This is a genomic window from Cupriavidus basilensis (assembly GCF_000876015.1).
Classification (GTDB): domain Bacteria; phylum Pseudomonadota; class Gammaproteobacteria; order Burkholderiales; family Burkholderiaceae; genus Cupriavidus; species Cupriavidus basilensis_B.
In genome coordinates, this window is record NZ_BBQM01000016.1 from 357,952 (window position 1) to 381,322 (window position 23,371).

A 23,371-nucleotide genomic window follows, 5' to 3' on the forward strand; every position below is an offset into this window, starting at 1 on the left:
TGAACTACTCCGAAGGTTACGAACTGGCAGCCTACACAACATTCCAATAGTTGGCCGAATTGGTTGACATGAAGGACTCGACGCGACAGAAAATGCGGTAGACGCCATTCAGCAACGCCGAAAAAGTTTCAACGCCAAGAGGAAAAGGCCGGAAGAATCCCCGCAGCTCCGCCCCTCAAGTGTCAAAGAGTGGGATCTCATCGTCGGAAGTGGCGATGCGAGATCCAGCGCCGGCGGCCGTCATCGTCGAATGTGGCGATGGCCCTCGGTGCATCGCTGGATGTGGCGATGGTCGACCGTGGCCGGGATGTGGCCAGCCTCGCCGGAAGTGACGATGCTGCAGCTTCGACGTGCGCGCGAAAAGAAGGCCGCCCTTATGACGTGGCCGGGAATCGCATTGAACTGTTGTATGTTGTAGCGCGCTACAACATACAACATACAACATACAACGCCTGCCTATCGACACTTGAGGGGCGCTATGTTTTAGCCGCTAAAAAGATCAACCAGGAGCTGACCACCTTTCTGGCGTACAACTCAACGGCCGAAGGCCGCAGGCAATGGCTTGGCGTCGCCCTACAGGGCGGCGGCAAATGCCGCGCCTAGTGGATGATCTTGGAAGATCATGGATGGAATTTGCGGACTGACCGCAAGCCCGCGCCGTTACTGTGTTTTCCAGTTTTTGGCAGGGAACGTTGCTACGGGTGAAGGGGAACGTTGCTACGGAGATTGGGGAACGTTGCTACGGGCCTCGGCCTCCCGATTTCCCACTTTCCTTCTGCATACTCGTTCACCTTCCAGCCCACGGCATCAAGCTCGGCCAGGGCCTTGCGAGCCTTCTGCCGGCGCTTCTTCATGGCCTCGGCGTTCGCTTCGTCCGGCCAGACGTAACCGCAAAGCGTATCGAGTTCTGCGCGCCCGGCTTTGCCAGGGTCGATCCAGCCGCACAGCCGTTGATGAATCAGGCGAGCCGGGTCGGTTTGGAGCGCCCGCACCTCGGCCATCTCGATGCGGGTGTAGGGGCGCCGCCCAAGAATCGCCTCCGCAATCTGGGGATTCAGCGCAACGAATAGCCGCCCGTCTTCGTCGTCGAAGGCATAGCTCATCAGGTGAAAGGACCTTTGCCGGCTTCCTTTTGTGACTACCACCGTCACGTTCGCCATGCGGAGCAAGCACGCCTTGATCGCCCTGATGTTGTCGCCGCCATCGGTCAAGCCGATTTCGGCCAGTAGGCTTGTCATGCTCTCGCGTACGACAAGCGCATCCTGCCCAACCGCGTCGAACTTCGGCTCCAGGAATAGACGGAGTTGCCTCGGCAAATCCGCTGTTGGCTGTGGCGTCAGGATGATGCCCTTCGGCCCTCCAAGAGCCACAAGGCCTTGCAGCAATCGCATATCGTCAGCGCCAAGAGGCTCAAAGCCGACGAATCGCGCTTGTTCATTCTCGGCATAGTGATACGTCACATCGAGCTTGAACTTCTTTCGTTCGCCGCGCTTGAGACTGCGGAACAAACCGGGAACCAAACAGTGCATTGGGTCGTGCCTGGCATGGGTGAGGTCAAAAGCCATCGCCTCGCCTCCGACCATCACGTCCCTTTTCCTCATTTCTGCGGGCCTCATACAGCTCCACCGGCAACAGCACGCCGCCGGCGTGCCGCATGTACCAGCGATCAAGCGGCGTGGCGTCGTAGTTCTGCTTGCTGACGCCGAAGCGCACGAAGTAGCCACGCCGCTCATCGCCGATGGGCTGCCGGTCATGAGCGCGGTCGCTGAGGCGCTTCGCCTCGTCCTCAGTCATGCGCGCGACGTAACCGCACCACCTGGCGTTATCGATCAGCGCGGACGCACCACGTGCGGCCTGTTGCTGGTCGGTCTGCCCTTCGCGAGCACTTCCCTTGCTGACGTGATGCAGGTAGAGCACGGATGCGCCCGTGGTAGCCGCGACCTGCTCCAGCACAGCCACGAGGCGGGCCATATCGCCGTTGCTGTTCTCATCGAGGGCGTGGATGCGGCTCAGGGTATCCAGTACGATCAGCCTCGCTTCGGCGCTGTATTCGATGACGCGGCGCAACTGAACCTTTTCCATGATGTTCAGGCGCTTGCCCATGATCGGCTCAAGCGCAAGGTTCTCCGCTATGGCTTCGCGGGCTGCATGCCCGAGGTGCTGGCCGATGGCGTGAATGCGCCGTACAAGCGCGGGCGGCGGGTCTTCCCCGGCCAGATAGACCACGCGCCCGGTGTGTGCGGGGGCCAGGCCCACGAGGTCGCCGCCGGCAACGCTGCATGCAATGCTCATGGCCGCTTCCAGCGCCCAGAAGCTCTTGCCTGTGGCCCCCGGGGCGACCAGCGCGCCCACAGTGCCCGCAAGGAAGCCGGGCCATATGAAGTCAAGCACCGGCGGTTCTTGCTCGAAGGCCGCCAGTACATCAATCGCCATGACGCTGTTCCCCGCTCAGTACAGGGACTCGTCGCTCAACACCTCGGCGATCTGCGAAGTTCGGAAGTAGACCCGCCGGCCGATCTTCAAGCGGGACTTGTTGATCCGCCCCGCCCACTCGCTCGGTGCGCGCAGGCTGATCCGTAATCCATCCGGCGATCGATCCAGGACAGAGGCGAGCTGTGCCATGCTCAGCAGCGGGCCGAAGCGTTGCAGCAGCGTGTCTTCCATCGTCATTGCGTAAACCTCCGTTATCAACTGAATTGCAACGAAGGTTACGCAGCGCCAGGCTTGCTTGGAGCCTATTTGTTGTCGATAATGGTTGACATGGAAAGCGAAGAAGACGCGCAGAAACGCCTTGGCCCTTACTACATTTCCATCTGGGAAGGATGTGCGCCTGGCGTTTCTCAGGCTATCAAAGACTTTCGCGAACGCTGGAAGCCATACTCCATATCCTCAAGACGCTACCCCATCTGGCGACTGATCCACGAAGTGGTCGACCCCGCCGTGAGCGCGTACTTGGCAACTCTACCGGCACGCTATTCTGGTTACGTCCCCGGCGCGGGAACAGGAATCGGCTTCAGCGCAATTATTCGACTGGTTGGGTTTGATGCGATGGTTCGTGTTCAACGGCAGTTGCTACGCCAGTTCATCAAGACGGAAGACACGCAAACAGCCAGAGATCAACGCTTTGTTGCCTCGTTCGAATCATTAATCGACTTGGTTAGTGACTGTGGCCGAAAGCGTCCAAAGACCTCAACTGCCGTCAGGGGCGTCAGTCTCAATGCAGAACGCAAACATGGCTTTTGCGATCTCTGCGGAAATCTTTCGGAGTTTTCAGCCTTCATGGCCATAGTCGCCGAGGAGAAGGTCAATGATGTGGAGCTTGAAAACCGCAAGAAGCTTGAACTCAGCCATCAGTATTGCAACAGGCATCGCCCCAAACTTCCGAATGGCGAATGGAACCCTGTATACAGACAAGCGAAGCGGTCGCTCAGCCAGTTTGAAGTCGAAGTAGCGAGGCTCAGCCGCCAATGCGCCAGGCCGTCCTCACCACAGGCAGCGGCGTCGGGCGATCCACTGGTAGATAGCTATTACTACCGCTATTTGCTGCACAAGGGAGTGCAGCCGGCAGACAAAGCCGCGCTGCGCAATCTGGCCCGATTGATGGTGGACAATAAGCTGTCGGACACCAAGAAAAAAATGCTGGTTCTTCTACATTCCGGGTTCAATCAATCAGTGATCGCAAGCAAGTTGCAAGGCCATGGACAAAAATCCCTGACCCGCCAAGCGGTATCTAAAGCACTGACATCGATTTCCGAAATATTCGACCTGAGGAAACCCAATAGGCACTTCGTTTTTTGACGCCCATCTTGTCAACCATAATCGCCAACAATTGGACCGAATCAACCTGCTTCGCCAGGCACCATCAGGCACATGTTCGCAAGTGACTGAAAGAGGCCAGGAGATGCAAGCAACGACAAGCAAGACGCTTATCAACCGCAAGAAGCTACTGGCGATGATCCCGCTGTCTGAGCGCACGATTTTCAACATGGAGCAGCGTGGGGAATTCCCGCGCCGGATCGCACTCACCAGCCGAAACGTCGCCTGGGACTTGGCAGAGGTCGAGGAATGGATCGAGGCGCGCAAGGCATCGGGCACTCAGGCCATGCGTCCCGGCTTCACCCCGTCGGTCGCAGCAGCCACTTTTTAGCGGCTAAAACGCAGCGCCCCTCAAGTGTCAATGAAACCCGGGGCCATGCCTCGATGTTCGGGCAGGCGAGCGAACTGTCATCTTCTGGCTTACGCCTTCGGCCGCTTCAGTGTCCATTCGTCGATCATGTCCGCCCAGTCTTGCAACATCGCCGTCCGCTGCTCGCGGTACTCGGCCTTGTTGTAGACGGCCCTGACGCCTCGCTGCTCGTGCGCCAGGCACTTCTCAATCCAGTCCGTGTTGTAGCCGGCCTCATGCAGCAACGTGCTAGCTGTGCGCCGCAAGTCATGTGGCCCGAACTTGGCGAGTGACTTCCCTTCCTTCTGCGCCAGCCGATACGTCAGCGTCAGCACCTGGTTGAGCGTGGCGCTGCTCATGGGCAAGTCCGAGTCGTACCGCGACGGCAACACGTAGTCCGATCCGCCGGCAAAGGTCTTGAGGGCAATGAAGATGTCCAGCGCCTGCCGGGACAGGAAAACCAGGTGCGGATTGCGTCGCTTCATCCGCTCCTTCGGGATGGTCCAAAGCGCCTCGCTGAAGTTGATCTCGCTCCAGGTCGCGTTGGTCAGCTCGCTCTTGCGCACCATCGTCAGCAGCAACAACTTGGCGGCAGCCCGAATGGATGGCGTTGTGCCGATGCGCTCCATGTACTGGTACATCAGACCGATCTCGTCGGGCGTCAGCGCACGGTCGCGCGGCTCGAACTTGGCGATAGTCGTCGGCCGCACCAGCTCTGCCGGGTTCTCAACCTTCTGGCCGCGCTCGATGGCCCAGCGAAAGACCTGCAACACCACCTCGCGAGCATGCACTGCGGTCGCCGGTGCACCGCGCTCCACGATGGCATCGGTCAGCGCCCGCAAGTCCTCGTGGGTGATCTCCACCAGCTTCTGGTTGCTGAATTTCGGCTTCAGCTCGCGCTCGTAGACTGAACGGCGCATGTCGCGGGTGGAGTCGGCCATCTGGTAGCCGCGCAGCCACTTTTCCGCCCATGCCCCGAACGTCTCCGCATCCTTGATGCGAGCCTTGTCCCGCGCCTTCTCTTTGGCCGGCGACTTCCCAGCCGCGATCATCTTCTTGGCCTCGCCCAACCGCTCGCGGGCTTCCGCAAGGGTGATGCCGCCGACGCCATAGCGGCCGAAGGTGATGGTCTCCTGCCGGCCGTGGATCGAGTAGTTGTAGCGGAACGAGATCGCCCCGGCGGGCGTGACGGCCACATAGAGGCCGTCACGGTCGTTTTCCTTGTAGAGCTTGTCCCTCGGCTTGAGGTTGCGCAGCTTGGTATCGGTCAGCATGGTTTTCGCCCTGATTCGGCTCCAATACCATGATTCGCAGCCCATCCTATCATGGCGTAAAAACACAATAAAATCATTGTGTTACGCCATATCAATACCATGAACACCCGGAAGGTGGCTGCATGGTATTGGCGGCATCTCATGGCATTGAAGCGTTCAATGCCATTCATCATGCCATGAAAAAACGGTGCTTGGCGATGCCAAATATTGCCTGACGGTGCCGAACCAAATCATAAAAAAGCCCGCAGTGACGCGGGCTTAGGTGTGTTTTCATGCTACTCGGTGCCAGCCGATGCCAGACGCCGAATCACTCCCACTCAATCGTAGCCGGCGGCTTCCCCGAAACGTCATACACCACCCGGTTCAAGCCACGTACCTCGTTGATAATCCGGTTCGAGCAACGCCCCAGCAACGCATAAGGCAAATGCGCCCAATGCGCCGTCATGAAGTCGGTGGTCTGCACCGCGCGCAGCGCGACGACGTAGTCGTAGGTGCGGCCGTCGCCCATCACGCCGACGGACTTGACCGGCAGGAACACGGCGAAGGCCTGGCTGGTCAGGTCGTACCAGCTCTTGCCGACCTGGGCGGGTTCGCACAGGCCGGCGGCGGCGTCCTGTTCGGTGGCGATGGTGGCGCGCAGTTCTTCGATGAAGATGGCGTCGGCGCGGCGCAGCAGTTCGGCGTAGTCGCGCTTGACTTCGCCGAGGATGCGCACGCCCAGGCCCGGGCCGGGGAACGGGTGGCGGTAGACCATCTCGGGCGGCAGGCCGAGTTCGACGCCGAGTTCGCGCACTTCGTCCTTGAACAGGTCGCGCAGCGGTTCGAGCAGTTTGAGGCCGAGCGTCTCGGGCAGGCCGCCGACGTTGTGGTGGCTCTTGATGGTGGTGGCTTTCTTGGTCTTGGTGCCGCCGGATTCGACCACGTCGGGGTAGATGGTGCCTTGCGCGAGCCATTTGGCCTTGCTGAGCTTCTTGGCTTCGGCCTGGAACACTTCGACGAATTCGCGGCCGATGATCTTGCGCTTGGCTTCGGGGTCGGTGACGCCGGCGAGGTGGCCGAGGAACTGTTCGGCGGCGTCGATGTGGACGACCTTGGCGTGCAGGCGGCCGGCGAACATTTCCATGACCATCTTGCCTTCGTTGAGGCGCAGCAGGCCGTGGTCGACGAACACGCAGGTGAGCTGGTCGCCGATGGCGCGGTGGATCAGGGCGGCGGCCACGGACGAGTCGACGCCGCCGGACAGGCCGAGGATGACTTCTTCGTCGCCGACCTGTTCGCGGATCCTGGCGACGGCTTCGGCGATGTGGTCGCGCATGACCCAGTCGGGCCGGGCGGCGGCGATCTTGAGCACGAAGCGTTCGAGGATGTCGCGGCCCTTGGCGGTGTGCGTGACTTCGGGGTGGAACTGCACGGCGTAGTAGCCGCGCGCTTCGTCGGCCATGCCGGCGATCGGGCAGCTCGGCGTGGAGGCCATGAGCTTGAAGCCGGGCGGCAGCTCGGCGACCTTGTCGCCGTGGCTCATCCAGACCTTGAGCATGCCGTGGCCTTCGGGCGTGGCGAAGTCTTCCAGGTCCTTGAGCAGCGCGGTGTGGCCATGCGCGCGCACTTCGGCGTAGCCGAATTCGCGGTGGTCGCTCCATTCCACCTTGCCGCCCAGCTGCACGGCCATCGTCTGCATGCCGTAGCAGATGCCGAGCACCGGCACGCCGAGGTCCCACACGGCCTGCGGCGCGCGCAGCTGGTGGTCTTCGTAGGTGCTGGCGTGGCTGCCGGACAGGATGACGCCCTTGGGCGCATACTCGCGCACGAATTCGTCCGACACGTCGTTCGGGTGGATCTCGCAGTAGACGTGCGCTTCGCGCACGCGGCGGGCGATCAGCTGCGTTACCTGCGAGCCGAAGTCAAGGATGAGGATTTTGTCGTGCATGATGGGCGGATGGCGTGTCGTCCAGCGCGGGCTCGGGCATCACCTCGGTGCCCGGGCCATAGCCGGGCGGCGGGGTGATACCGGGCTCTTGCCGGTATTCGGGTGATTGCGGCCGGCGTGCCGCGGGCGGCGTGCCGGCATCTTTGTTCTGCGCGTCTTTCTGCAGTTCGCGCTTGTCGCGTTCGGCGCGCTCGCGCACGCGCACGCGCTTGGCGGCGGGCAGCTGCACGGCCGCGAAGAAAGCGAGGACCGCGGCCAGCACCGGCAGCCAGATCTTGCCCGCGCCCTGCACCGGCAGGTCGAGCATGAGCATCCAGGCCACGATCAGGATCGCGCTGACGAGGTTGACCTGCCCGACCGTGCGCGCCACCGCGACCGTGAGCTGGCCGTTGATGGTGGCCTGCCACAGCAGCAGCGCCAGGCCGATCAGCGCGACGCCGAGCAGTTGCCCGTAGAGCGGGGGCTGGGGCTGCGGCAGTTGCAGCGCACTGTAGAGCGTCGTGAAAGGCGACAGCAGCAGGACGGCGCCGAGCAGCAACTGCAGCAGGGCATCGAGGAACAGCACAGCTCGCAGCAATACTTTCATGAAATCTCCTCCGGTCAGGCGTGGGCCCGGCCTGGGGGCGCGGCCGGCTCGGCCCGGGGGAAACCTGTACCGGGCCGCGCGGCTGGCGGGGCGTCGCGCCCCGCGCAGCCACTGGTCGAATCGACTTAGTCGATGTAGTAGTTCGGCGCTTCCTTGGTGATCTGCACGTCGTGCACGTGCGATTCGCGCATGCCGGCGGCGGTGATCTGCACGAACTCGGAAGTCTCGTGCCAGCTGGCGATGGAGCTGCTGCCGCAGTAGCCCATCGAGGCGCGCACGCCGCCGCAAAGCTGGTGGATGATGGCCGTGACCGAGCCCTTGTAGGGCACGCGGCCTTCGATCCCTTCGGGGACCAGCTTGTCGACGTTGGCGGTGTTGTCTTCCTGGAAGTAGCGGTCGGCCGCGCCGTCCTTCATCGCGCCCACCGAGCCCATGCCGCGGTAGCTCTTGAACGAGCGGCCCTGGTACAGGAACACCTCGCCCGGCGCTTCCTCGGTGCCGGAGAACATGCCACCCATCATGACCACGTGCGCGCCGGCTGCGAGTGCCTTGGCGATGTCGCCCGAGTAGCGGATGCCGCCGTCGGCCACCAGCGGCACGCCGGTGCCCTGGAGCGCCTCGGCCACGTTGGCCACCGCGGTGATCTGCGGCACGCCCACGCCGGCGACGATGCGGGTGGTGCAGATGGAGCCGGGGCCGATGCCGACCTTGACGCCGTCGGCGCCGTGGTCGACCAGCGCGCGCGCGGCGGCGCCGGTGGCGATGTTGCCGCCGATCACCTGCACCTGCGGGTAGTTCTGCTTGACCCAGCGCACGCGGTCGAGCACGCCCTGGCTGTGGCCGTGGGCGGTGTCGACCACGATCACGTCGACGCCGGCCTTGACCAGCAGGTCGACGCGCTCGTCGTTGTCGGGGCCCACGCCCACCGCCGCGCCCACGCGCAACTGGCCGCGGTCGTCCTTGCTGGCCAGCGGGTGTTCCACGGCCTTCTGGATATCCTTGACGGTGATCAGGCCGCGCAGCTCGAAGGCCTGGTTGACCACCAGCACGCGCTCGAGGCGGTGGCGGTTCATCAGGCGCTTGGCGTCTTCCAGCGAGGCGTCCTCGCCCACCGTGACGAGCTTCTCGCGCGGGGTCATCTTGGCGCGCGCCGGTGCGTCGAGGTCTTCCTCGAAGCGCAGGTCGCGGTTGGTGATGATGCCCACCACGGACTTGCCTTCCAGCACGGGGAAGCCGGAGATGCCGTATTGATGTGACAATGCAATCACATCGCGGATCTTCATGTCCGGCGGGATGGTGATCGGGTCGCGCAGCACGCCCGACTCGTAGCGCTTGACGCGCGCCACCTCGCGGGCCTGGTCGGCCGGCTTCAGGTTCTTGTGGACGATGCCGATGCCGCCGGCCTGCGCCATTGCAATGGCCAGGCGGGCTTCCGTGACGGTATCCATTGCGGCGGATACCAGCGGAATGTTCAGTTCGATCGAACGGGTCAGGCGGGTGCGGAGGGAGACATCACGGGGCAGTACCGACGAATAGGCCGGCACGAGCAGCACGTCATCGAATGTGAGTGCTTTCTGGACAAGACGCATAGCAATTCCTCTAGGCGCAAAACCGAATTATACAGGAATGGCACGTTTCTTGATGCGCCTGCGAGTGCCCTTGTGCGAGTCTGCTATGCTCTTTGTCTTTTTTCCGGCATAGGCGGACCACGATGGGGATCGGCGTACTGTGCGGCCTGCTGGCCGGCGCGTTCTGGGGCATGGTGTTCATCGCGCCCAAGCTGCTGCCGGTCTTCTCGCCGTGGGAGCTGGCCATCGGCCGCTACCTGGCCTACGGGCTGGTGGCGTTCGCCGCCGCGCTGCCGCTGATGACGCGCATCGCGCGCAAGCTCACCCGCGCCGACTGCGTGGCGCTGCTGCGCCAGGCCTTCACCGGCAACCTGCTCTACTACGTGCTGCTGGCCTTCGGCGTGCAGCTCGCCGGGGTCGGCCCGACCTCGCTGATCATCGGCATCCTGCCCATCTCCGTGACCATCATGGGGCGGCGCGACCACGGCGCGGTGCCGCTGGCGCGGCTGATCTGGCCGCTGCTGGTGGTGGCCGCGGGCATCGCCTGCATCAACCTCGACCTGTTCGGCGGCGGCGCCGGCGCGCACGGGCCGGCCGCCGGCGAGGCCGCGCGCACGGTGTGGGAGCGCGTGGCCGGCGTGATGTGCGCGGCCGGCGCGCTGGTGTGCTGGACGCTCTATGCGGTCGACAACGCGCGCTACCTGCAGCGCAACCCCCAGTACAGCGGCAACGAGTGGTCGGCGCTGTACGGCATCTCCACCGGCGTGGTCTCGGTGGTGCTGGCCATCGCCGGCTGGCTGCTAGCCGGCGACCGCCTGGGCGACGCCGGCAGCGGGCGCGACTGGCAATGGTTCTGGATGGTCAACGCGGCGGTGGCGCTGGGCGCGTCGCTGATCGGCAACAACCTGTGGAACATCTCGAGCCGCCGCCTGCCGCTCACGCTGTCGGGCCAGATGATCGTGTTCGAGACGCTGTTCGCGCTGGCCTACGGCTTCGTGTTCGACCACCGCCTGCCGCGCCCGCTGGAGATCGCCGCCATTGTGTTGCTGATGGTCGGCGTGGCGTGGTCGGTGCGCTTGCACGCCACCGGCAAGTCTGCCTAAACTAGCGCCGCAGTCGCGGCGGTCCGGCCGCGCGGCCGCGATATTCCGATTCGCCGATTCCCGTTGCTCCCCGCAGGCTGTCACCCCGACCCGACGACCCGAGCCAATGAAACCCATGTTTGCGCGCCTGACCGCGCACCTCGCCGCGCACCCGATCGCGACCCTCACGCTCGCCGCCCTGGCCTGCCTCTGCCACCCCGCCGCCGCGCAGGCGCAATGGCAGTGGCGCGACGCCGCCGGCCGCACCGTGTTCAGCGACGTCCCGCCGCCGCCCTCGGTGCCGGTCGCCAGCGTCATCAAGGCGCCCGGTCGCTTTGCCGGCATGCTGCGGCCCGCCGACGCGGCGCCCGCCTCGGATGCCGCCGCGGCCAGGCCCGAAGCGAAGGGGGAAGCAAAGGCGGAAGCCCGCGCGGAGACCGCCACCGGCTCCGAGGATGCCTTCCAGAAGCGCCGCGCCGAAACGCTCAAGGCCGAGGCCGACCAGGCCGCCAAGGACAAGGCCGCGCAGGAGCGCGAGGCGCGCTGCGCCGGCTTGCGCGGCTACGCCGCGGCCCTGCAGCAGAACCGGCGCATCACCGTGCCGGCGCCGGACGGCTCGCCGCAGCACCTCGACGACGACCAGCGCCAGGCCGAACTGCAGCGCACCAACGCCAGCCTCGCCGAGAACTGCGTCTGAGCGGGCCGCGCGGCCGGATCGACCGCCGGTTCAGCCGCTGGGTCAGCCACCGCCGCGCAGCCATTTCTGGCCTTCGCGGGTGCCGCCGCGGCGGGTCTTGAGCACGCGCTTGCGGCGCGCCGACTTGGGGTCCGCCACCAGCGGGCGATAGACCTCGATGCGGTCGCCCTCGCGCACCACCGTGTCGGGCGTCTTGAGCTTGTTGAAGATGCCCACGCGCAGCGTGGCCGGGTCCACTTCCGGGCAGGCCCGCAGCAGCCCCGATGCGCCGATCGCGCCGACGATGGTGGTGCCCGGCGCCACCTCGGTTTCCTTCAGGAAGGCGCCTTCCGGGCGCGCGTAGCAGACCAGCACGCGCAGCGCGGGCACGGCTTCAGCGGTTGCCATAGACCACCTCGGCGCGCTTGACGAAGGCATCGACGAACGTATTGGCAATCATGCTGAACACCGGTCCGATGATCTTTTCCAGCAGGAAGCTGGAGAATTCGTAGTGCAGGTGGAACTCGATCTTGCAGGCGTCCTCGCGCAGCGGCGTGAAGCGCCAGGAACCGCTGAAGACCTTGAAGGGGCCGTCCTCGAACACCATATCGATGCGCACGGGCCGCTCCTGCGTGTTGCGGGTGTGGAAATACTGCTTGATGCCGTTGAAGTGGATGTGGATCTTGGCGTCGAGCAGGGTCTCGGTCTGCTCGAACACCTCCACGCCACCGCACCAGGGGAGGAACTTGGGATAGTCCTCGACCTGGGTGACCAGGTTGTACATCTGCTCGGCCGAGTAGCCAAGCAGCACGGATTTATGGACGTCTGCCATGTATCGGGAAATCGGGAATATCGGGAAGCGCGGCAAGGCCCGCGCAAATCCCGCCTGCGCCATGATGCACTGCGGGATCCACCGGGAGCGGCCGGTTTGCTAGAATCGCAATTTTAGCCCACGCGCGGCCCGGCGGCATCCCGGCCGCGCCCGCGAGGCGCGTGGCGGCCTCCCCGGCGCCCTGCGGCGCGGCGCGCCAGCCCGCCCCCTCCCTTCGTTATTCTGGTTTTTTGTTTTTTCCTACCGTTATTTCCTTTACCCGGACCGCATGACCATCGCAGACAACAAGAAAGCCTTTTTCGACTACTTCATCGAAGAGCGATACGAGGCGGGGATCGTGCTCGAGGGCTGGGAAGTCAAGGCGATCCGCGCCGGTCGCGTGCAGATCAAGGAAGGCTACGTGGTCGTGCGCGACGCCGAGCTGTTCCTGATCGGCGCCCACGTCAGCCCGCTGCAGAGCGCTTCCACCCACGTCAACCCGGACGCGGTGCGCACCCGCAAGCTGCTGCTCAAGGCCGAGGAAATCAAGCGGCTGATCGGCAAGGTGGAGCAACGCGGCTTTACCATCGTGCCACTGAACCTGCACTACACGCGCGGCCGCGTCAAATGCGAGATTGGCCTGGCCAAGGGCAAGAAGCAGTTCGACAAGCGCGAGACCGAGAAGGACCGCGACTGGCAGCGCGAGAAGGCGCGCATCATGAAGGGCGCGACGAAGGAGTAGGCCACTATAGGTCACTACGGGCCGCGCCTGCCGCGGCTCGCATGAGCGGCGCCGCTCTCCTGCCCTCCTGCCCTGCCTGCGCGCCCTTCCCGGCCTACTTCCCGGCGTACTTCCCGACGCCCTTGCGCGCTCCCGCGCAGCCCTCCCCGGCGCCCTAAGCCTTCTGCCCCTTCACGATCTGCAGCGCGGCGGCCACCATGCTGCTCATGTCGCCGAGGTTGCCCGGCACGATCAGCGTGTTGCCCTGCTTGGCCAGGTTGCCGAAGGCGCCCACGTATTCCTCGGCCACCTTCAGGTTGACCGCTTCCATGCCGCCATCGGTGCGGATGGCCCGCCCGATCTTCTCGATGGCCTGCGCGTTGGCTTCCGCCACCGCCAGGATCGCCGAGGCCTCGCCCTGGGCGCGGTTGATGGCGGCCTGGCGGTCGCCCTCCGACTTCTGGATGGCGGCCTCGCGCGCGCCGGTGGCCAGGTTGATCTGCTCCTGCCGCTTGCCCTCGGACGCCGCGATCAGCGCGCGCTTCTCGCGCTCGGCGGTGATCTGGGCCTGCATGGCGTGCAGGATCTCCTTGGGCGGCGTGAGGTCCTTGATCTCGTAGCGCAGCACCTTCACGCCCCAGCTCGCGGCGGCCTCGTCCAGCGCGTTGACCACGCTGTGGTTGATGTAGTCGCGCTCCTCGAAGGTCTTGTCGAGCTCCAGCTTGCCGATCACCGAGCGCAGCGTGGTCTGCGAGAGCTGGGTGATGGCCACCACGAAATTGCTCGAGCCGTAGGACGCCTTCATCGGATCGGTGACCTGGAAGTACAGCACGCCGTCGACCTGCAACTGCGTGTTGTCGCGCGTGATGCAGACCTGGCTCGGCACGTCGAGCGGGATTTCCTTGAGCACGTGCTTGTAGGCCACCCGGTCGACGAAGGGCAGCACCACGGTAAGCCCTGGCGTCAGCGTCGCGCGGTACTTGCCCAGGCGCTCCAGCACCCAGGCGTGCTGCTGCGGCACGATCTTGAAGCTCTGCGCCACCAGCACGATCACCGCGACCAGGACCAGCAGGGGCAGCAGGCTGCCGAAGAATTCGAACATGGGACCTCCAGGACGGGTTGAAAAAGGATTCCGAAAAGCCGCAAAGAAGCGCGAAAAGCCGAAAAAATCCGGAAAGCGCCTGAAAAACCGGGGAAAGCCGGGCGCCTAGCGCGGGCTGACGAACAGCGTGTTGCCGTGCACCTCGACGATGCGAAAGCGCCCCGGCGCGGCGGCGCCGCTCTGCAGCTCGACGTCCCACTCCGTGCCGCGGTAGCGCACCCGCGCGCGGCCGCCCTCGCCCCAGGCCGGCACTTCCAGCTCCTGGCCGATGTCCGGGTTGACGTTGGGATCGCGCTCCGCCGCGTCGCGCCGCGTGCGGCCATAGCGGGAACGCCGCAGCACCACGAAGCCGGCCAGCCCCACCAGCGCGGCGAGCACGGTCTGACTGGCGGGCCCGAGCCCGGCCAGCGCGCCCAGGCCGCCGGCGGCCGCGCCCAGCGCCACCATCAGCAGGTACAAGGTGCCGAGCCCCAGTTCCGCGATCACCAGCACCGCGGCCAGCGCAAACCAGATGTAGTACGGCGCCATCTCGCTCCCCCTTGCCTGCCCGCCGCCACCGCGCGGGCGGGCGGACCCAAAAATGAAAAACCCCCGCAGCGCCAGGGCGCCTGCGGGGGTTCGGAACACCTGGCGCAGGGCCGGTGTACCGCTATTGTGACGTCAAATGCCTCAGGAAGCCAGTTGCTTCCACGTATCGATCACCGAGTCGGGATTCAGCGAGATCGACTTGATGCCTTCCTTGGCCAGCCACGCGGCGAAGTCCGGGTGGTCCGAAGGGCCCTGGCCGCAGATGCCGACGTACTTGTCCAGGCGCAGCGCCGTGGAGATCGCGCGCGACAGCATGAACTTGACGGCCGGGTCGCGCTCGTCGAAGTCCTTGGCCAGCAGCTCCATGCCGGAGTCGCGGTCCAGGCCCAGCGTGAGCTGGGTCAGGTCGTTCGAGCCGATCGAGAAGCCGTCGAAGAACTGCAGGAATTCCTCGGCCAGGATGGCATTGGACGGCACTTCGCACATCATGATGATGCGCAGGCCGTTCTCGCCGCGCTTCAGGCCGTGCTTGGCCAGCAGCTCGATGACCTTCTCGGCCTGGCCGAGCGTGCGCACGAACGGCACCATGATCTCGACGTTGGTCAGGCCCATGTCGTCGCGCACGCGCTTCATGGCCTTGCATTCCATCTCGAACGCTTCGGCGAAGTCGTCGGCGATGTAGCGCGAGGCGCCGCGGAAGCCCAGCATCGGGTTTTCCTCGTCCGGCTCGTAGCGCGAGCCGCCGATCAGCTTCTTGTACTCGTTGGACTTGAAGTCCGACAGGCGCACGATCACGGGCTTCGGATAGAACGCCGCGCCGATGGTGGCGATGCCTTCGGCCAGCTTGTCCACGTAGAACGCGCGCGGGCTGGCGTGGCCGCGGGCCACGCTTTCCACGGCCTTCTTCAGGTCGGCGTCGACCTGCGGATAGTCGAGGATGGCCTTCGGGTGGACGCCGATGTTGTTGTTGATGATGAATTCGAGGCGCGCCAGGCCCACGCCCTGGTTCGGGATCTGGCAGAAGTCGAAGGCCAGTTGCGGGTTGCCGACGTTCATCATGATCTTGACGTCGATCTCCGGCATTTCGCCGCGCTGCACTTCGGTGACTTCGGTCTCGAGCAGGCCGTCGTAGATGCGGCCTTCGTCGCCCTCGGCGCACGACACCGTGACCAGCGTGCCGTCCTTGAGCAGGTCGGTGGCGTCGCCGCAGCCGACCACGGCCGGCACGCCCAGCTCGCGCGCGATGATGGCGGCGTGGCAGGTGCGGCCGCCGCGGTTGGTGACGATGGCGGCGGCGCGCTTCATCACCGGCTCCCAGTTGGGATCGGTCATGTCGGCGACCAGCACGTCGCCGGGCTGCACGCGCTCCATCTCGGCCGGGTCGTTAATCACGCGCACGCGGCCGGTGCCGATCTTCTGGCCGATCGCGCGGCCGCTGGTCAGCACGGGCGCGGTGCCCTTGAGCTTGAAGCGCTGCTCGGCCTTGCCGACGGACTGGCTCTTCACGGTCTCGGGGCGCGCCTGCAGGATGTAGATCTTGCCGTCGCGGCCGTCCTTACCCCATTCGATGTCCATCGGGCGGCCGTAGTGCTTCTCGATGATGACGGCGTACTTGGCCAGCTCGGCCACGTCGGCATCGGTGATCGAGTAGCGGTTGCGCAGCTCGATGGGCACGTCCACGGTCTTCACGCGGCCGGCTTCGCCGGGCGCGGTGAATTCCATCTTGATCAGCTTGGAGCCGATCGAGCGGCGGATGATCGGGTACTTGCCGGCCTGCAGCGTCGGCTTGAAGACGTAGAACTCGTCCGGGTTGACCGCGCCCTGCACCACCGTTTCGCCGAGGCCGTAGCTGGAGGTGATGAAGACCACTTCCTGGAAGCCGGACTCGGTGTCGATGGTGAACATCACGCCCGAGGCGCCCACGTCCGAGCGCACCATGCGCTGCACGCCGGCCGACAGCGCCACCACGTCATGGGCGAAGCCCTTGTGCACGCGGTAGGAGATGGCGCGGTCGTTGTACAGCGAGGCGAACACGTGGCGGATCTTGTCCAGCACGTCGTCGATGCCGCTGACGTTGAGGTAGGACTCCTGCTGGCCGGCGAACGAGGCGTCGGGCAGGTCTTCGGCGGTGGCCGACGAGCGCACCGCGAACGAGGCCTCGGCGCCTTCGCGCTCGGCCGCGCGCGCGTAGAACTCGCGGATTTCCTGCTCGAGGCGGGGCTGGAACGGGGCCTTGGCGACCCAGTCGCGGATCTCGGCGCCGGCCTCGGCCAGCGCCTTGACGTCGTCGACGTCGAGCGCCTTGAGGCGCTCGGAGATGCGCTGGGTCAGGTTGTTGTGGGTGAGGAAGTCGCGGAACGCGAGCGAGGTGGTCGCAAAGCCGCCGGGAACGCGCACGCCGGCCTCGGCCAGCTGGGAGATCATCTCGCCGAGCGACGAGTTCTTGCCCCCCACGGTTTCCACATCTTCCTTGCGCAACTGCTCGAACGGCAGCACGTAGGCGCCGTCAATTGCCGGGTTGTTCATAAAAGCCTCAAAAACAAAGTAAGAAACTTGTTGCTGACGCCCGGAATCTTGTTGGAGTTCTGCTACCGGACGGATCGCTTGGCTAAACAGTCCCGCGCATTCCCACGCTGGTGGGGACCGGAGTTCGACCGTGATTGCTGCAGCGCACATTGTCGACAATCCGGGGCCGGATCGTTCTCCCGACAGCGTTGGCGGAATTGCTTAGCGAAAAGATCGCCGCTATTCTACCGTGCCGCACCGCACTTTCGCGGCGCACGGTTTCAAAAAAATTGTCCATACATGTCCCAGCCCGCCGCTCCCGCCGCGCCCCTTGAGCCGCTGCAACCCCAGGTACCGCGCAACGAGGAGCGCCCCGCCGTGCGCACCGTTTTCATCGTCTCGGACGGCACCGGCATCACCGCGGAAACCTTCAGCCACTCCATCCTGGCACAGTTCGAGATGCGTTTCCGCAAGGTGCGCATGCCGTTCGTCGACACCCCGGAGAAGGCACATATCGCGGTCGGCAAGATCAACGAGGCCTTCTACGCCGAGGGCGTGCCGCCCATCGTCTTCACCACCCTGGTCAACCAGGAGTCGAACAAGGCGATCCGCCGCGCCAAGGCCATGATCCTGGACATGTTCCAGACCTTCATCGAGCCGCTGGAAAAGGAACTGGGACTGAAGTCCACGCACGCCATCGGCCGCTTCCACCAGAACGCCGACACCGAGGCCTACCAGAACCGCATCGAGGCGATCAATTTCTCGCTCGCGCACGACGACGGCCAGTCGCACAAGAACCTGGCCGAGGCCGACGTGATCCTGGTCGGCGTGTCGCGCAGCGGCAAGACCCCGACCAGCCTCTACCTGGCGATGCAGTACGGGCTCAAGGCCGCCAACTACCCGCTGATCCCCGACGACTTCGAGCGCGGCAAGCTGCCCACCGCGCTGTACCAGTTCAAGCAGAAGATCTTCGGCCTGTCGATCAACCCGCAGCGCCTGGCCGAGATCCGCAACGAGCGCCGCCCCGGCAGCAAATACGCCGCGCTGGAGAACTGCCGCTACGAGGTCAACGAAGCCGAGGGCATGATGCGCCGCGAAGGCATCAAGTGGCTGTCCTCCACCCACAAGTCGATCGAGGAGATCGCCACCACGATCCTGCAGGAGATCAAGGTGGAGCGGGACAGCAATTATTGAGGCGCGGCGCGCCGGCGCCCGTCAGCCCGCTCGCCGCTGCCGCACCGCCTCGAACAGGCAGATGGCCGTGGCCGCCGCCACGTTGAGCGACTCTAGGCCGCCGGGCTGCGGGATGCCCACGGTGCGGTCGACCCGCTCCATCCACTCGCGGCTCACGCCGCTGCCCTCGTTGCCGACCACCCACGCGACCGGCGCGCGCAGGTCAGTGTCGAACACGTCCGCCTGCGCATGCGAGGAAGTCGCCAGCAGCGGCACCACCAGGCGCGGCGCCAGCATGTCGAAGGTGCAGTGCTCGACGATGTTGAGGTGGAAATTGGCGCCCATCGCAGCGCGCAGGGTCTTGGTGGACCACGCGAAGGCGCTGCCGGTGACGAGGAACGCATGGCCGATGCCGGCCGCGGCGGCGCTGCGCAGGATCGAGCCGACGTTGCCGGCATCCTGCACGCCGTCGAGGATGATGCAGTCGGTGTCGATGCGCGACGGCAGGTGCCCGGACGGAGTCTCGATCACCAGCATCAGGTCGATGCCGTTGACCACGCCGGCGACCTGCGCGAACAGCGCGTCGGACAGCAGCACCACGCGCTCGGAGGCGATCTGCGCCAGCAGCGGCGCCACCTCGGCGTGGTCGTAGTGCCGCTCCGACACCACGCATTGCACCGGCTGGCCCAGCGCGGCCAGGTAGGCCTGCGCCAGGTGCACGCCGTCGAGCACGGACTGGCCCGCCTTGCGGCGCGCATGCGTCGAGGTGGTCAGCGCCTTCAGGTGCTTGAACAGCGCGTTCTCGCGCGAGGTGACGTGCTTCACGATGCCTGCTCCGCCGATGCGCCCCTTGCCGGCACGGGCGCCGGCGCGATGCGCCCGAGCGCGATCGCCTCGCGCACCGGCGCGAACGAGCGCCGGTGGTGCGGCGTGGCGCCGAACTCGGCCAGCGCGGCGAGGTGCTGCGGCGTGCCGTAGCCGGCGTGCGCGTCGAAGCCGTACTGCGGGTACGCGGCATGCAGCGTCAGCAGTTCGCGGTCGCGCGCCACCTTGGCCAGGATCGACGCGGCCGAGATCGCCTGCACCTTGGCATCGCCCTTGACGATGGCCTCCACCGCGAAGCGCACCTGCGGGCAGCGGTTGCCGTCGACCTGCACTAGGTCCGGCTCCAGCCCGGCGTCGGCCAGCCCGTGCACCGCGCGCTGCATGGCCAGCATGGTGGCGTGCAGGATGTTGATGGTGTCGATCTCTTCCACCGTGGCGAAGGCGATGTGCCAGCCCAGCGCGCGCTCGCGGATCTCGTCGAACAGCACCTCGCGGCGGCGCGCGGTCAGCACCTTGGAATCGGCCAGGCCCTTGATGGGCCGTGCCGGGTCGAGCACCACCGCCGCGGCATAGACCGGGCCGGCCAGCGGTCCCCTGCCCGCCTCGTCCACGCCGCACAGGCAGCGCGCGCGGGCCGCGCTGGCGGTCAGCTCGAAGCCGAGCTGGGCCTCGTCCGGGGTCGTCTTGCGGCGCGCCATTACACGCCCCTCCGCTGGCGGATCAGGTCCGCGACCACGGCCGAGGCGATCTCGGCGGTATTGCGCTTGAGCGTCTGGTGCATCTGGGTGAAATGTTCGCGCAGGAACGCGGTATTGCCTTCGTCGTTGAGCTGCAGCAGCGTCTCGCGCGCCAGCGCCTCGGGCGTGGCGTCGTCCTGCAGCAGCTCGGGCACGACGAAGCGCCCCGACAGGATGTTGGGCAGGCCCACGTAGGGCAAATAGCCCTGTCGCTTCATGATCTGCGCGGTCAGCCAGGGCACCTTGTAGGAGATCACCATCGGCTTCTTGTACAGCGCCGCCTCCAGCGTGGCGGTGCCGCTGGCCAGCAGGATCACGTCGGCCGCCTCCATCGCCAGGTGCGACTGGCCGTCGACGATGGTCAGCGGGATCTGCGGATGCTGCCGGTGCAGGTTTTCCACGGCCTCGCGCAGCGCGGGGCTGGCCGCGGGCAGCACGAAGACGAGGTTGCCGTCCATGCTGTGCATGCGCGCCATCGCGCCGAAGAAGGTCGGGCCGAGGTTGCGCACCTCGGACTGCCGGCTGCCCGGCAGCACCGCCACCACGCGGCTGCCGGCCGGCAGGCCGAGCCGGGCGCGCGCGCCCTCGCTGTCCGGCACCATCGGGATCACGTCGGCCAGCGGGTGGCCGACGTAGGTCGCGGGAATGCCGGCCCGCGTGTAGATCTCGGGCTCGAACGGGAACAGGCACAGGATGTGGTCCACCGCGCGCGCGATGGTGCGGATGCGCCCGCCGCGCCAGGCCCAGATCGAGGGGCTGACGAAGTGCACCACGGGAATGCCGGCGCGGCGCAGCGGCACTTCCAGGCCGAAGTTGAAATCGGGCGCGTCGACGCCGATGAAGCACAGCGGCGGCCTTGCCAGCAGCGACTCGCGGATGGCGCGGCGCGTGGCCAGGATCTCGCGCAGCGAGCCCAGCACCTCCACGTAGCCGTTGACCGACAGCGTGTCCATCGGCCACTGCGACTCGAACCCCTGCGCCATCATGCGCGCGCCGCCGATGCCGGCGTAGCGCACGGTGTCGGCCAGGCGCGCCTTCAGGCCGCCCATCAGCAGCGAAGCCAGCAGGTCGCCGGAATTCTCGCCGGCCACCATCGCGATGGTGCCGCGCGCATCCGCCGCGCCTGCTGCGCGCGGCGCGCCGTCCGGGGCCGGCAGGACACCGTCGACCATGGCGTGGTGCGGCTTCAGCGCACGATGCCGCGCTGGGTGGCGGCAATGAAGTCGAGGAAGCCCTGCAGCGGCGTGCTGGCGCTGCCGTCCGACTGGGCGATCAGTTGCGCGATCTCGCCGCGCGCGGCCTCGAAGCTCAGGTCCGACTTGTAGAGCACCTTGTAGGCCTGGCGCAGCGCGGCGATCTGCGCGGCGTCGAAGCCGCGGCGGCGCATGCCTTCGACATTGATGCCGTGCGGCGTGGCCTTGTTGCCGCCCTTGTCGCCGGCGGCGATCACGAACGGCGGCAGGTCCTGCACCAGCGCCGAGGCGCCGCCCAGCATGGCATGGGCGCCGATGCGCACGAACTGGTGCACGCCGCTCATGCCGCCGAGGATGGCCCAGTCGCCCACCTGCACGTGGCCGGCGATCTGCGCGTTGCTCGAGAACACCGTGTGGTTGCCCACGCGGCAGTCGTGCGCGATATGCACGTAGGCCATGATCCAGTTGTCGTCGCCGATGCTGGTCACGCCGCGGTCCTGCACCGTGCCGGTGTGGATGGTGGTGAATTCGCGGATGGTGTTGCGGTCGCCGATCTCGAGCCGGGTCGGCTCGTTGCGGTACTTCATGTCCTGCGGCATGCCGCCTACCGAGGCATACGGCCCGATGCGATTGTCCGCGCCCACCGTGGTGTGGCCTTCGATGGTGGTGTGCGCGCCCACCTGGGTGCCGCTGCCGAGACGCACGTTGGGACCAATGATCGAGAACGGCCCGACGGTCACGTCGGTGGCGAGCTCGGCCTTGGGGTCGACCAGTGCGCTGGGATGGATTTGCGTCATGCGTCCTGTCCTATGGTCTGAGTGGGAGAGATGGAACGGTCAAGGCCGGTGCCGGGACTGCCCGGCGGCGCCGGACGGCGCGCGCTGCCGGGGCGCGGGCGCCCCGGCGAGGCGCGATCACTCGGCCTGCTTGACGGTACACATCAGCTCAGCTTCGCAAGCCACCTTGTCGTCCACGGTGGCGAACGCCTTGAACTTCCAGATGCCGCGGATGTAGCGCTCCACCGACACGTTCATGTGCAACTGGTCGCCCGGCGTCACCACCTGCTTGAAGCGGGCGCCGTCGATGCCGACGAAGTAGTACAGCGCGCCTTCCTTGCGCTCCATCTCGGCGCCGAAGGTCAGCAGGCCGGCCGACTGCGCCAGCGCCTCCAGGATCATCACGCCCGGCATCACGGGATGGCCGGGGAAATGGCCCTGGAAATAGGGTTCGTTGATCGTGACGTTCTTGAGCGTCTTGATGCGCTTCTGCGGCTCGAGCTCGAGCACGCGGTCCACCAGCAGGAACGGGTAGCGATGCGGCAGCAGCTTGAGGATCTTCTGGATATCGATGTCGGCTGCGGTCATGATGATTTCTCTTCGGTATGCTGTGTAGGATTGCCGGCTTGGCCACGCAGGCGTTTCTCGAGCTGCACCACGCGCTCGCGCAACTTGGTGAGCCCGCGCACGATGGCCGCGTTGCGCTCCCAGTCGCCGTGCGGCAGGAACGGGAACACGCTGGTGAAATGGCCGCCGGGCTTGGTAATGGATTTGGTGATCGACGTGCCGCCGGACACCGTGGTGCGGTCCGCGATGTTCAGGTGGCCGGCAAAATTGGCCGAACCGCCGATCACGCAGAAACGGCCCACCTTGGTGCTGCCGGCGATGGCCGCGCAACCCGCGATCACAGTATGCGCGCCCACCCTGACGTTATGGGCGATCTGCACCTGGTTGTCGAGCTTGCAGCCGTCCTCGACCACGGTGTCGGCCATCGCGCCGCGGTCGATCGCGGTGTTGGCGCCGACCTCCACGTCGTTGCCGAGCACCGCGCGGCCGGTCTGGGGAATCTTGACGTACTCGACGCCGGCCGGGCCGATGTCGGGCGCGAAGCCGAAGCCGTCGGCGCCCAGCACCACGCCGCTGTGCAGTATGCAGCGCATACCGACCACGCACTGGTGGTAGACCGAGACGTTGGCGTAGATCAGCGTGTCGTCGCCGATCTGCGCGCCGGCACCGACGAAACCGTTGGCCAGGATGCGCACGCGCTCGCCCAGCCGCGCGCCGCTCTCGATCACCACGTTGGGGCCGATGAAGCACGACGGCGGCACCACCGCGTCGGCCGCCACGCTGGCGCGCGGGTCGATGCCGGTGCGGTGGTCGGTGTTGGCGCGGCGCTCGAAGCCCTGCGCGATGCGGGCGAAGCACACGTAGGGATTGCGCGCGACCAGCCAGTTGCGGCCGTCGGCCTGGCCTTCGGCGCGGATGCGCTCGAGGTCGGCGGCCGAGACGATCACGGCGCCGGCCCGCGAGGCCAGCGCCTGCGCCAGGTAGAGCGGGTTGGAGAGGAACGAGAGCTGGCCGGGGCCGGCCTGGTCGAGCGGCGCGAGACCGTGCACGGCCAGGTCGGGATCACCCACAACCTGCGCGCCGGTATCGGTGGCGAGCTGACCCAGTGTGGGTGTTTGCATGGCAGTACTTCCTGGAGCGGCGGTAAAACGGGCA

Annotated in this window: 25 protein-coding genes; 7 read left to right on the top strand and 18 right to left on the bottom strand. The window is 66.0% G+C overall.

Translation table 11 applies throughout. The annotated features are described in order from the left end of the window. The first annotated feature begins 258 nt into the window (after positions 1 to 258). Positions 259 to 603, top strand: coding sequence for a hypothetical protein (locus tag KF708C_RS35770; protein WP_153573963.1), 345 nt, complete (start codon positions 259 to 261; stop codon positions 601 to 603). 92 nt (positions 604 to 695) lie between these two features. On the opposite strand, the gene repC is transcribed toward KF708C_RS35770, so the two are convergent. From repC to KF708C_RS17905, 3 genes are read right to left on the bottom strand one after another with little or no spacing between them, the layout of a single operon-like run. Further along, a complete protein-coding gene (gene repC, locus KF708C_RS17895) occupies positions 696 to 1,565 on the bottom strand; it encodes a replication protein C, IncQ-type (protein ID WP_033945669.1) in 870 nt (289 codons plus the stop codon). Beyond that, entirely contained in the window at positions 1,555 to 2,433 is an 879-nt protein-coding gene (locus KF708C_RS17900; protein WP_033945652.1) for a helicase RepA family protein, read from the bottom strand. The genes repC and KF708C_RS17900 overlap by 11 nt, the downstream gene beginning before the upstream one ends. 15 nt (positions 2,434 to 2,448) lie before the next feature. After that, entirely contained in the window at positions 2,449 to 2,670 is a 222-nt protein-coding gene (locus KF708C_RS17905) for a hypothetical protein (protein ID WP_017760538.1), read from the bottom strand. 90 nt (positions 2,671 to 2,760) lie between these two features. Here KF708C_RS17905 and KF708C_RS34700 point away from each other — a divergent pair, with 90 nt between their 5' ends. Both KF708C_RS34700 and KF708C_RS17910 read left to right on the top strand, forming a co-directional pair. Continuing rightward, complete coding sequence (locus tag KF708C_RS34700; protein ID WP_202808375.1) at positions 2,761 to 3,798, top strand: LuxR family transcriptional regulator; 1,038 nt, start codon at positions 2,761 to 2,763, stop codon at positions 3,796 to 3,798. Between the two features lie 103 nt (positions 3,799 to 3,901). After that, positions 3,902 to 4,147, top strand: coding sequence for a helix-turn-helix transcriptional regulator (locus KF708C_RS17910; RefSeq protein ID WP_017760536.1), 246 nt, complete (start codon positions 3,902 to 3,904; stop codon positions 4,145 to 4,147). Positions 4,148 to 4,236: 89 nt separating this feature from the next. Here the strand turns inward: KF708C_RS17910 and KF708C_RS17915 are convergent, their stop codons facing one another. The 4 genes from KF708C_RS17915 to guaB form a co-directional block, all read right to left on the bottom strand. Continuing rightward, entirely contained in the window at positions 4,237 to 5,439 is a 1,203-nt protein-coding gene (locus KF708C_RS17915; RefSeq protein ID WP_033945656.1) for a tyrosine-type recombinase/integrase, read from the bottom strand. Between the two features lie 307 nt (positions 5,440 to 5,746). Next, positions 5,747 to 7,366, bottom strand: a complete 1,620-nt coding sequence (guaA, locus tag KF708C_RS17920) for a glutamine-hydrolyzing GMP synthase (protein WP_020203918.1) — start codon at positions 7,364 to 7,366, stop codon at positions 5,747 to 5,749. After that, positions 7,341 to 7,952 (bottom strand): hypothetical protein, encoded by a 612-nt coding sequence (locus KF708C_RS17925; RefSeq protein ID WP_059412802.1) that lies wholly within the window; start codon positions 7,950 to 7,952, stop codon positions 7,341 to 7,343. The genes guaA and KF708C_RS17925 overlap by 26 nt, the downstream gene beginning before the upstream one ends. Positions 7,953 to 8,077: 125 nt before the next feature. Beyond that, positions 8,078 to 9,541: an IMP dehydrogenase gene (guaB, locus tag KF708C_RS17930; protein WP_020423833.1), complete on the bottom strand. Its 1,464-nt coding sequence runs from the start codon at positions 9,539 to 9,541 to the stop codon at positions 8,078 to 8,080. A gap of 122 nt (positions 9,542 to 9,663) precedes the next feature. Here guaB and KF708C_RS17935 point away from each other — a divergent pair, with 122 nt between their 5' ends. Beyond that, positions 9,664 to 10,623 carry a DMT family transporter gene (locus KF708C_RS17935; RefSeq protein ID WP_020203921.1) on the top strand — a complete coding sequence of 320 codons (960 nt, stop codon included), beginning with the start codon at positions 9,664 to 9,666 and terminating at the stop codon, positions 10,621 to 10,623. Positions 10,624 to 10,729: 106 nt separating this feature from the next. Further along, positions 10,730 to 11,299 carry a DUF4124 domain-containing protein gene (locus KF708C_RS17940; protein ID WP_231586528.1) on the top strand — a complete coding sequence of 190 codons (570 nt, stop codon included), beginning with the start codon at positions 10,730 to 10,732 and terminating at the stop codon, positions 11,297 to 11,299. A gap of 42 nt (positions 11,300 to 11,341) precedes the next feature. Here KF708C_RS17940 and KF708C_RS17945 read toward each other — a convergent pair whose 3' ends face one another. Then, positions 11,342 to 11,686, bottom strand: coding sequence for an RnfH family protein (locus KF708C_RS17945; protein ID WP_156173869.1), 345 nt, complete (start codon positions 11,684 to 11,686; stop codon positions 11,342 to 11,344). Beyond that, complete coding sequence (locus tag KF708C_RS17950; protein WP_029043806.1) at positions 11,673 to 12,110, bottom strand: type II toxin-antitoxin system RatA family toxin; 438 nt, start codon at positions 12,108 to 12,110, stop codon at positions 11,673 to 11,675. The genes KF708C_RS17945 and KF708C_RS17950 overlap by 14 nt, the downstream gene beginning before the upstream one ends. 268 nt (positions 12,111 to 12,378) lie before the next feature. On the opposite strand from KF708C_RS17950, the gene smpB reads away from it, so the two are divergent. Next, positions 12,379 to 12,831 carry an SsrA-binding protein SmpB gene (gene smpB / locus KF708C_RS17955; protein ID WP_059412805.1) on the top strand — a complete coding sequence of 151 codons (453 nt, stop codon included), beginning with the start codon at positions 12,379 to 12,381 and terminating at the stop codon, positions 12,829 to 12,831. Between the two features lie 154 nt (positions 12,832 to 12,985). Here the strand turns inward: smpB and KF708C_RS17960 are convergent, their stop codons facing one another. The 3 genes from KF708C_RS17960 to ppsA form a co-directional block, all read right to left on the bottom strand. Continuing rightward, positions 12,986 to 13,912 (bottom strand): SPFH domain-containing protein, encoded by a 927-nt coding sequence (locus KF708C_RS17960; protein ID WP_059412806.1) that lies wholly within the window; start codon positions 13,910 to 13,912, stop codon positions 12,986 to 12,988. 105 nt (positions 13,913 to 14,017) lie between these two features. Continuing rightward, positions 14,018 to 14,440, bottom strand: coding sequence for an NfeD family protein (locus KF708C_RS17965; RefSeq protein WP_020203928.1), 423 nt, complete (start codon positions 14,438 to 14,440; stop codon positions 14,018 to 14,020). A 141-nt stretch (positions 14,441 to 14,581) separates the two neighbouring features. After that, positions 14,582 to 16,966: a phosphoenolpyruvate synthase gene (ppsA, locus tag KF708C_RS17970; RefSeq protein ID WP_059412807.1), complete on the bottom strand. Its 2,385-nt coding sequence runs from the start codon at positions 16,964 to 16,966 to the stop codon at positions 14,582 to 14,584. Positions 16,967 to 17,323: 357 nt separating this feature from the next. Between ppsA and ppsR the strand changes: the two genes are divergently transcribed. Then, complete coding sequence (ppsR, locus tag KF708C_RS17975) at positions 17,324 to 18,139, top strand: posphoenolpyruvate synthetase regulatory kinase/phosphorylase PpsR (protein ID WP_020203930.1); 816 nt, start codon at positions 17,324 to 17,326, stop codon at positions 18,137 to 18,139. 21 nt (positions 18,140 to 18,160) lie between these two features. On the opposite strand, the gene KF708C_RS17980 is transcribed toward ppsR, so the two are convergent. From KF708C_RS17980 to lpxD, 6 genes are all read right to left on the bottom strand, one after another. Then, on the bottom strand, positions 18,161 to 18,943 hold the full coding sequence (locus KF708C_RS17980) for a TrmH family RNA methyltransferase (RefSeq protein ID WP_059412808.1): 783 nt from the start codon (positions 18,941 to 18,943) through the stop codon (positions 18,161 to 18,163). Continuing rightward, the gene (gene rnhB, locus KF708C_RS17985; protein WP_020203932.1) at positions 18,940 to 19,641 is read right to left on the bottom strand and encodes a ribonuclease HII; all 702 of its coding nucleotides are present in this window, start codon (positions 19,639 to 19,641) and stop codon (positions 18,940 to 18,942) included. The genes KF708C_RS17980 and rnhB overlap by 4 nt, the downstream gene beginning before the upstream one ends. Beyond that, the gene (gene lpxB / locus KF708C_RS17990) at positions 19,641 to 20,852 is read right to left on the bottom strand and encodes a lipid-A-disaccharide synthase (protein ID WP_059412809.1); all 1,212 of its coding nucleotides are present in this window, start codon (positions 20,850 to 20,852) and stop codon (positions 19,641 to 19,643) included. Before lpxB ends, rnhB begins: the two co-directional genes overlap by 1 nt. Positions 20,853 to 20,866: 14 nt before the next feature. Further along, positions 20,867 to 21,670 carry an acyl-ACP--UDP-N-acetylglucosamine O-acyltransferase gene (gene lpxA, locus KF708C_RS17995; RefSeq protein WP_059412810.1) on the bottom strand — a complete coding sequence of 268 codons (804 nt, stop codon included), beginning with the start codon at positions 21,668 to 21,670 and terminating at the stop codon, positions 20,867 to 20,869. A 117-nt stretch (positions 21,671 to 21,787) separates the two neighbouring features. After that, on the bottom strand, positions 21,788 to 22,237 hold the full coding sequence (gene fabZ / locus KF708C_RS18000; RefSeq protein ID WP_020203935.1) for a 3-hydroxyacyl-ACP dehydratase FabZ: 450 nt from the start codon (positions 22,235 to 22,237) through the stop codon (positions 21,788 to 21,790). Beyond that, a complete protein-coding gene (gene lpxD / locus KF708C_RS18005; protein ID WP_020203936.1) occupies positions 22,234 to 23,337 on the bottom strand; it encodes a UDP-3-O-(3-hydroxymyristoyl)glucosamine N-acyltransferase in 1,104 nt (367 codons plus the stop codon). The genes fabZ and lpxD overlap by 4 nt, the downstream gene beginning before the upstream one ends. Between the last annotated feature and the right edge of the window lie 34 nt (positions 23,338 to 23,371).

Bases quoted from the DNA above. Each gene is read 5' to 3' on its own strand.
- guaB (WP_020423833.1), bottom strand. From the start codon at position 9,541: ATGCGTCTTGTCCAGAAAGCACTCACATTCGATGACGTGCTGCTCGTG.
- repC (WP_033945669.1), bottom strand. From the start codon at position 1,565: ATGGCTTTTGACCTCACCCATGCCAGGCACGACCCAATGCACTGTTTG.
- lpxA (WP_059412810.1), bottom strand. From the start codon at position 21,670: ATGACGCAAATCCATCCCAGCGCACTGGTCGACCCCAAGGCCGAGCTC.
- rnhB (WP_020203932.1), bottom strand. From the start codon at position 19,641: ATGGCGCGCCGCAAGACGACCCCGGACGAGGCCCAGCTCGGCTTCGAG.
- smpB (WP_059412805.1), top strand. From the start codon at position 12,379: ATGACCATCGCAGACAACAAGAAAGCCTTTTTCGACTACTTCATCGAA.
- KF708C_RS17905 (WP_017760538.1), bottom strand. From the start codon at position 2,670: ATGACGATGGAAGACACGCTGCTGCAACGCTTCGGCCCGCTGCTGAGC.
- KF708C_RS17935 (WP_020203921.1), top strand. From the start codon at position 9,664: ATGGGGATCGGCGTACTGTGCGGCCTGCTGGCCGGCGCGTTCTGGGGC.
- lpxB (WP_059412809.1), bottom strand. From the start codon at position 20,852: ATGGTCGACGGTGTCCTGCCGGCCCCGGACGGCGCGCCGCGCGCAGCA.
- KF708C_RS17950 (WP_029043806.1), bottom strand. From the start codon at position 12,110: ATGGCAGACGTCCATAAATCCGTGCTGCTTGGCTACTCGGCCGAGCAG.
- KF708C_RS17960 (WP_059412806.1), bottom strand. From the start codon at position 13,912: ATGTTCGAATTCTTCGGCAGCCTGCTGCCCCTGCTGGTCCTGGTCGCG.
- KF708C_RS34700 (WP_202808375.1), top strand. From the start codon at position 2,761: ATGGAAAGCGAAGAAGACGCGCAGAAACGCCTTGGCCCTTACTACATT.
- fabZ (WP_020203935.1), bottom strand. From the start codon at position 22,237: ATGACCGCAGCCGACATCGATATCCAGAAGATCCTCAAGCTGCTGCCG.
- lpxD (WP_020203936.1), bottom strand. From the start codon at position 23,337: ATGCAAACACCCACACTGGGTCAGCTCGCCACCGATACCGGCGCGCAG.
- guaA (WP_020203918.1), bottom strand. From the start codon at position 7,366: ATGCACGACAAAATCCTCATCCTTGACTTCGGCTCGCAGGTAACGCAG.
- KF708C_RS35770 (WP_153573963.1), top strand. From the start codon at position 259: ATGGCCCTCGGTGCATCGCTGGATGTGGCGATGGTCGACCGTGGCCGG.
- KF708C_RS17940 (WP_231586528.1), top strand. From the start codon at position 10,730: ATGAAACCCATGTTTGCGCGCCTGACCGCGCACCTCGCCGCGCACCCG.
- ppsA (WP_059412807.1), bottom strand. From the start codon at position 16,966: ATGAACAACCCGGCAATTGACGGCGCCTACGTGCTGCCGTTCGAGCAG.
- KF708C_RS17925 (WP_059412802.1), bottom strand. From the start codon at position 7,952: ATGAAAGTATTGCTGCGAGCTGTGCTGTTCCTCGATGCCCTGCTGCAG.
- KF708C_RS17900 (WP_033945652.1), bottom strand. From the start codon at position 2,433: ATGGCGATTGATGTACTGGCGGCCTTCGAGCAAGAACCGCCGGTGCTT.
- KF708C_RS17945 (WP_156173869.1), bottom strand. From the start codon at position 11,686: ATGGCAACCGCTGAAGCCGTGCCCGCGCTGCGCGTGCTGGTCTGCTAC.
- KF708C_RS17965 (WP_020203928.1), bottom strand. From the start codon at position 14,440: ATGGCGCCGTACTACATCTGGTTTGCGCTGGCCGCGGTGCTGGTGATC.
- KF708C_RS17910 (WP_017760536.1), top strand. From the start codon at position 3,902: ATGCAAGCAACGACAAGCAAGACGCTTATCAACCGCAAGAAGCTACTG.
- KF708C_RS17915 (WP_033945656.1), bottom strand. From the start codon at position 5,439: ATGCTGACCGATACCAAGCTGCGCAACCTCAAGCCGAGGGACAAGCTC.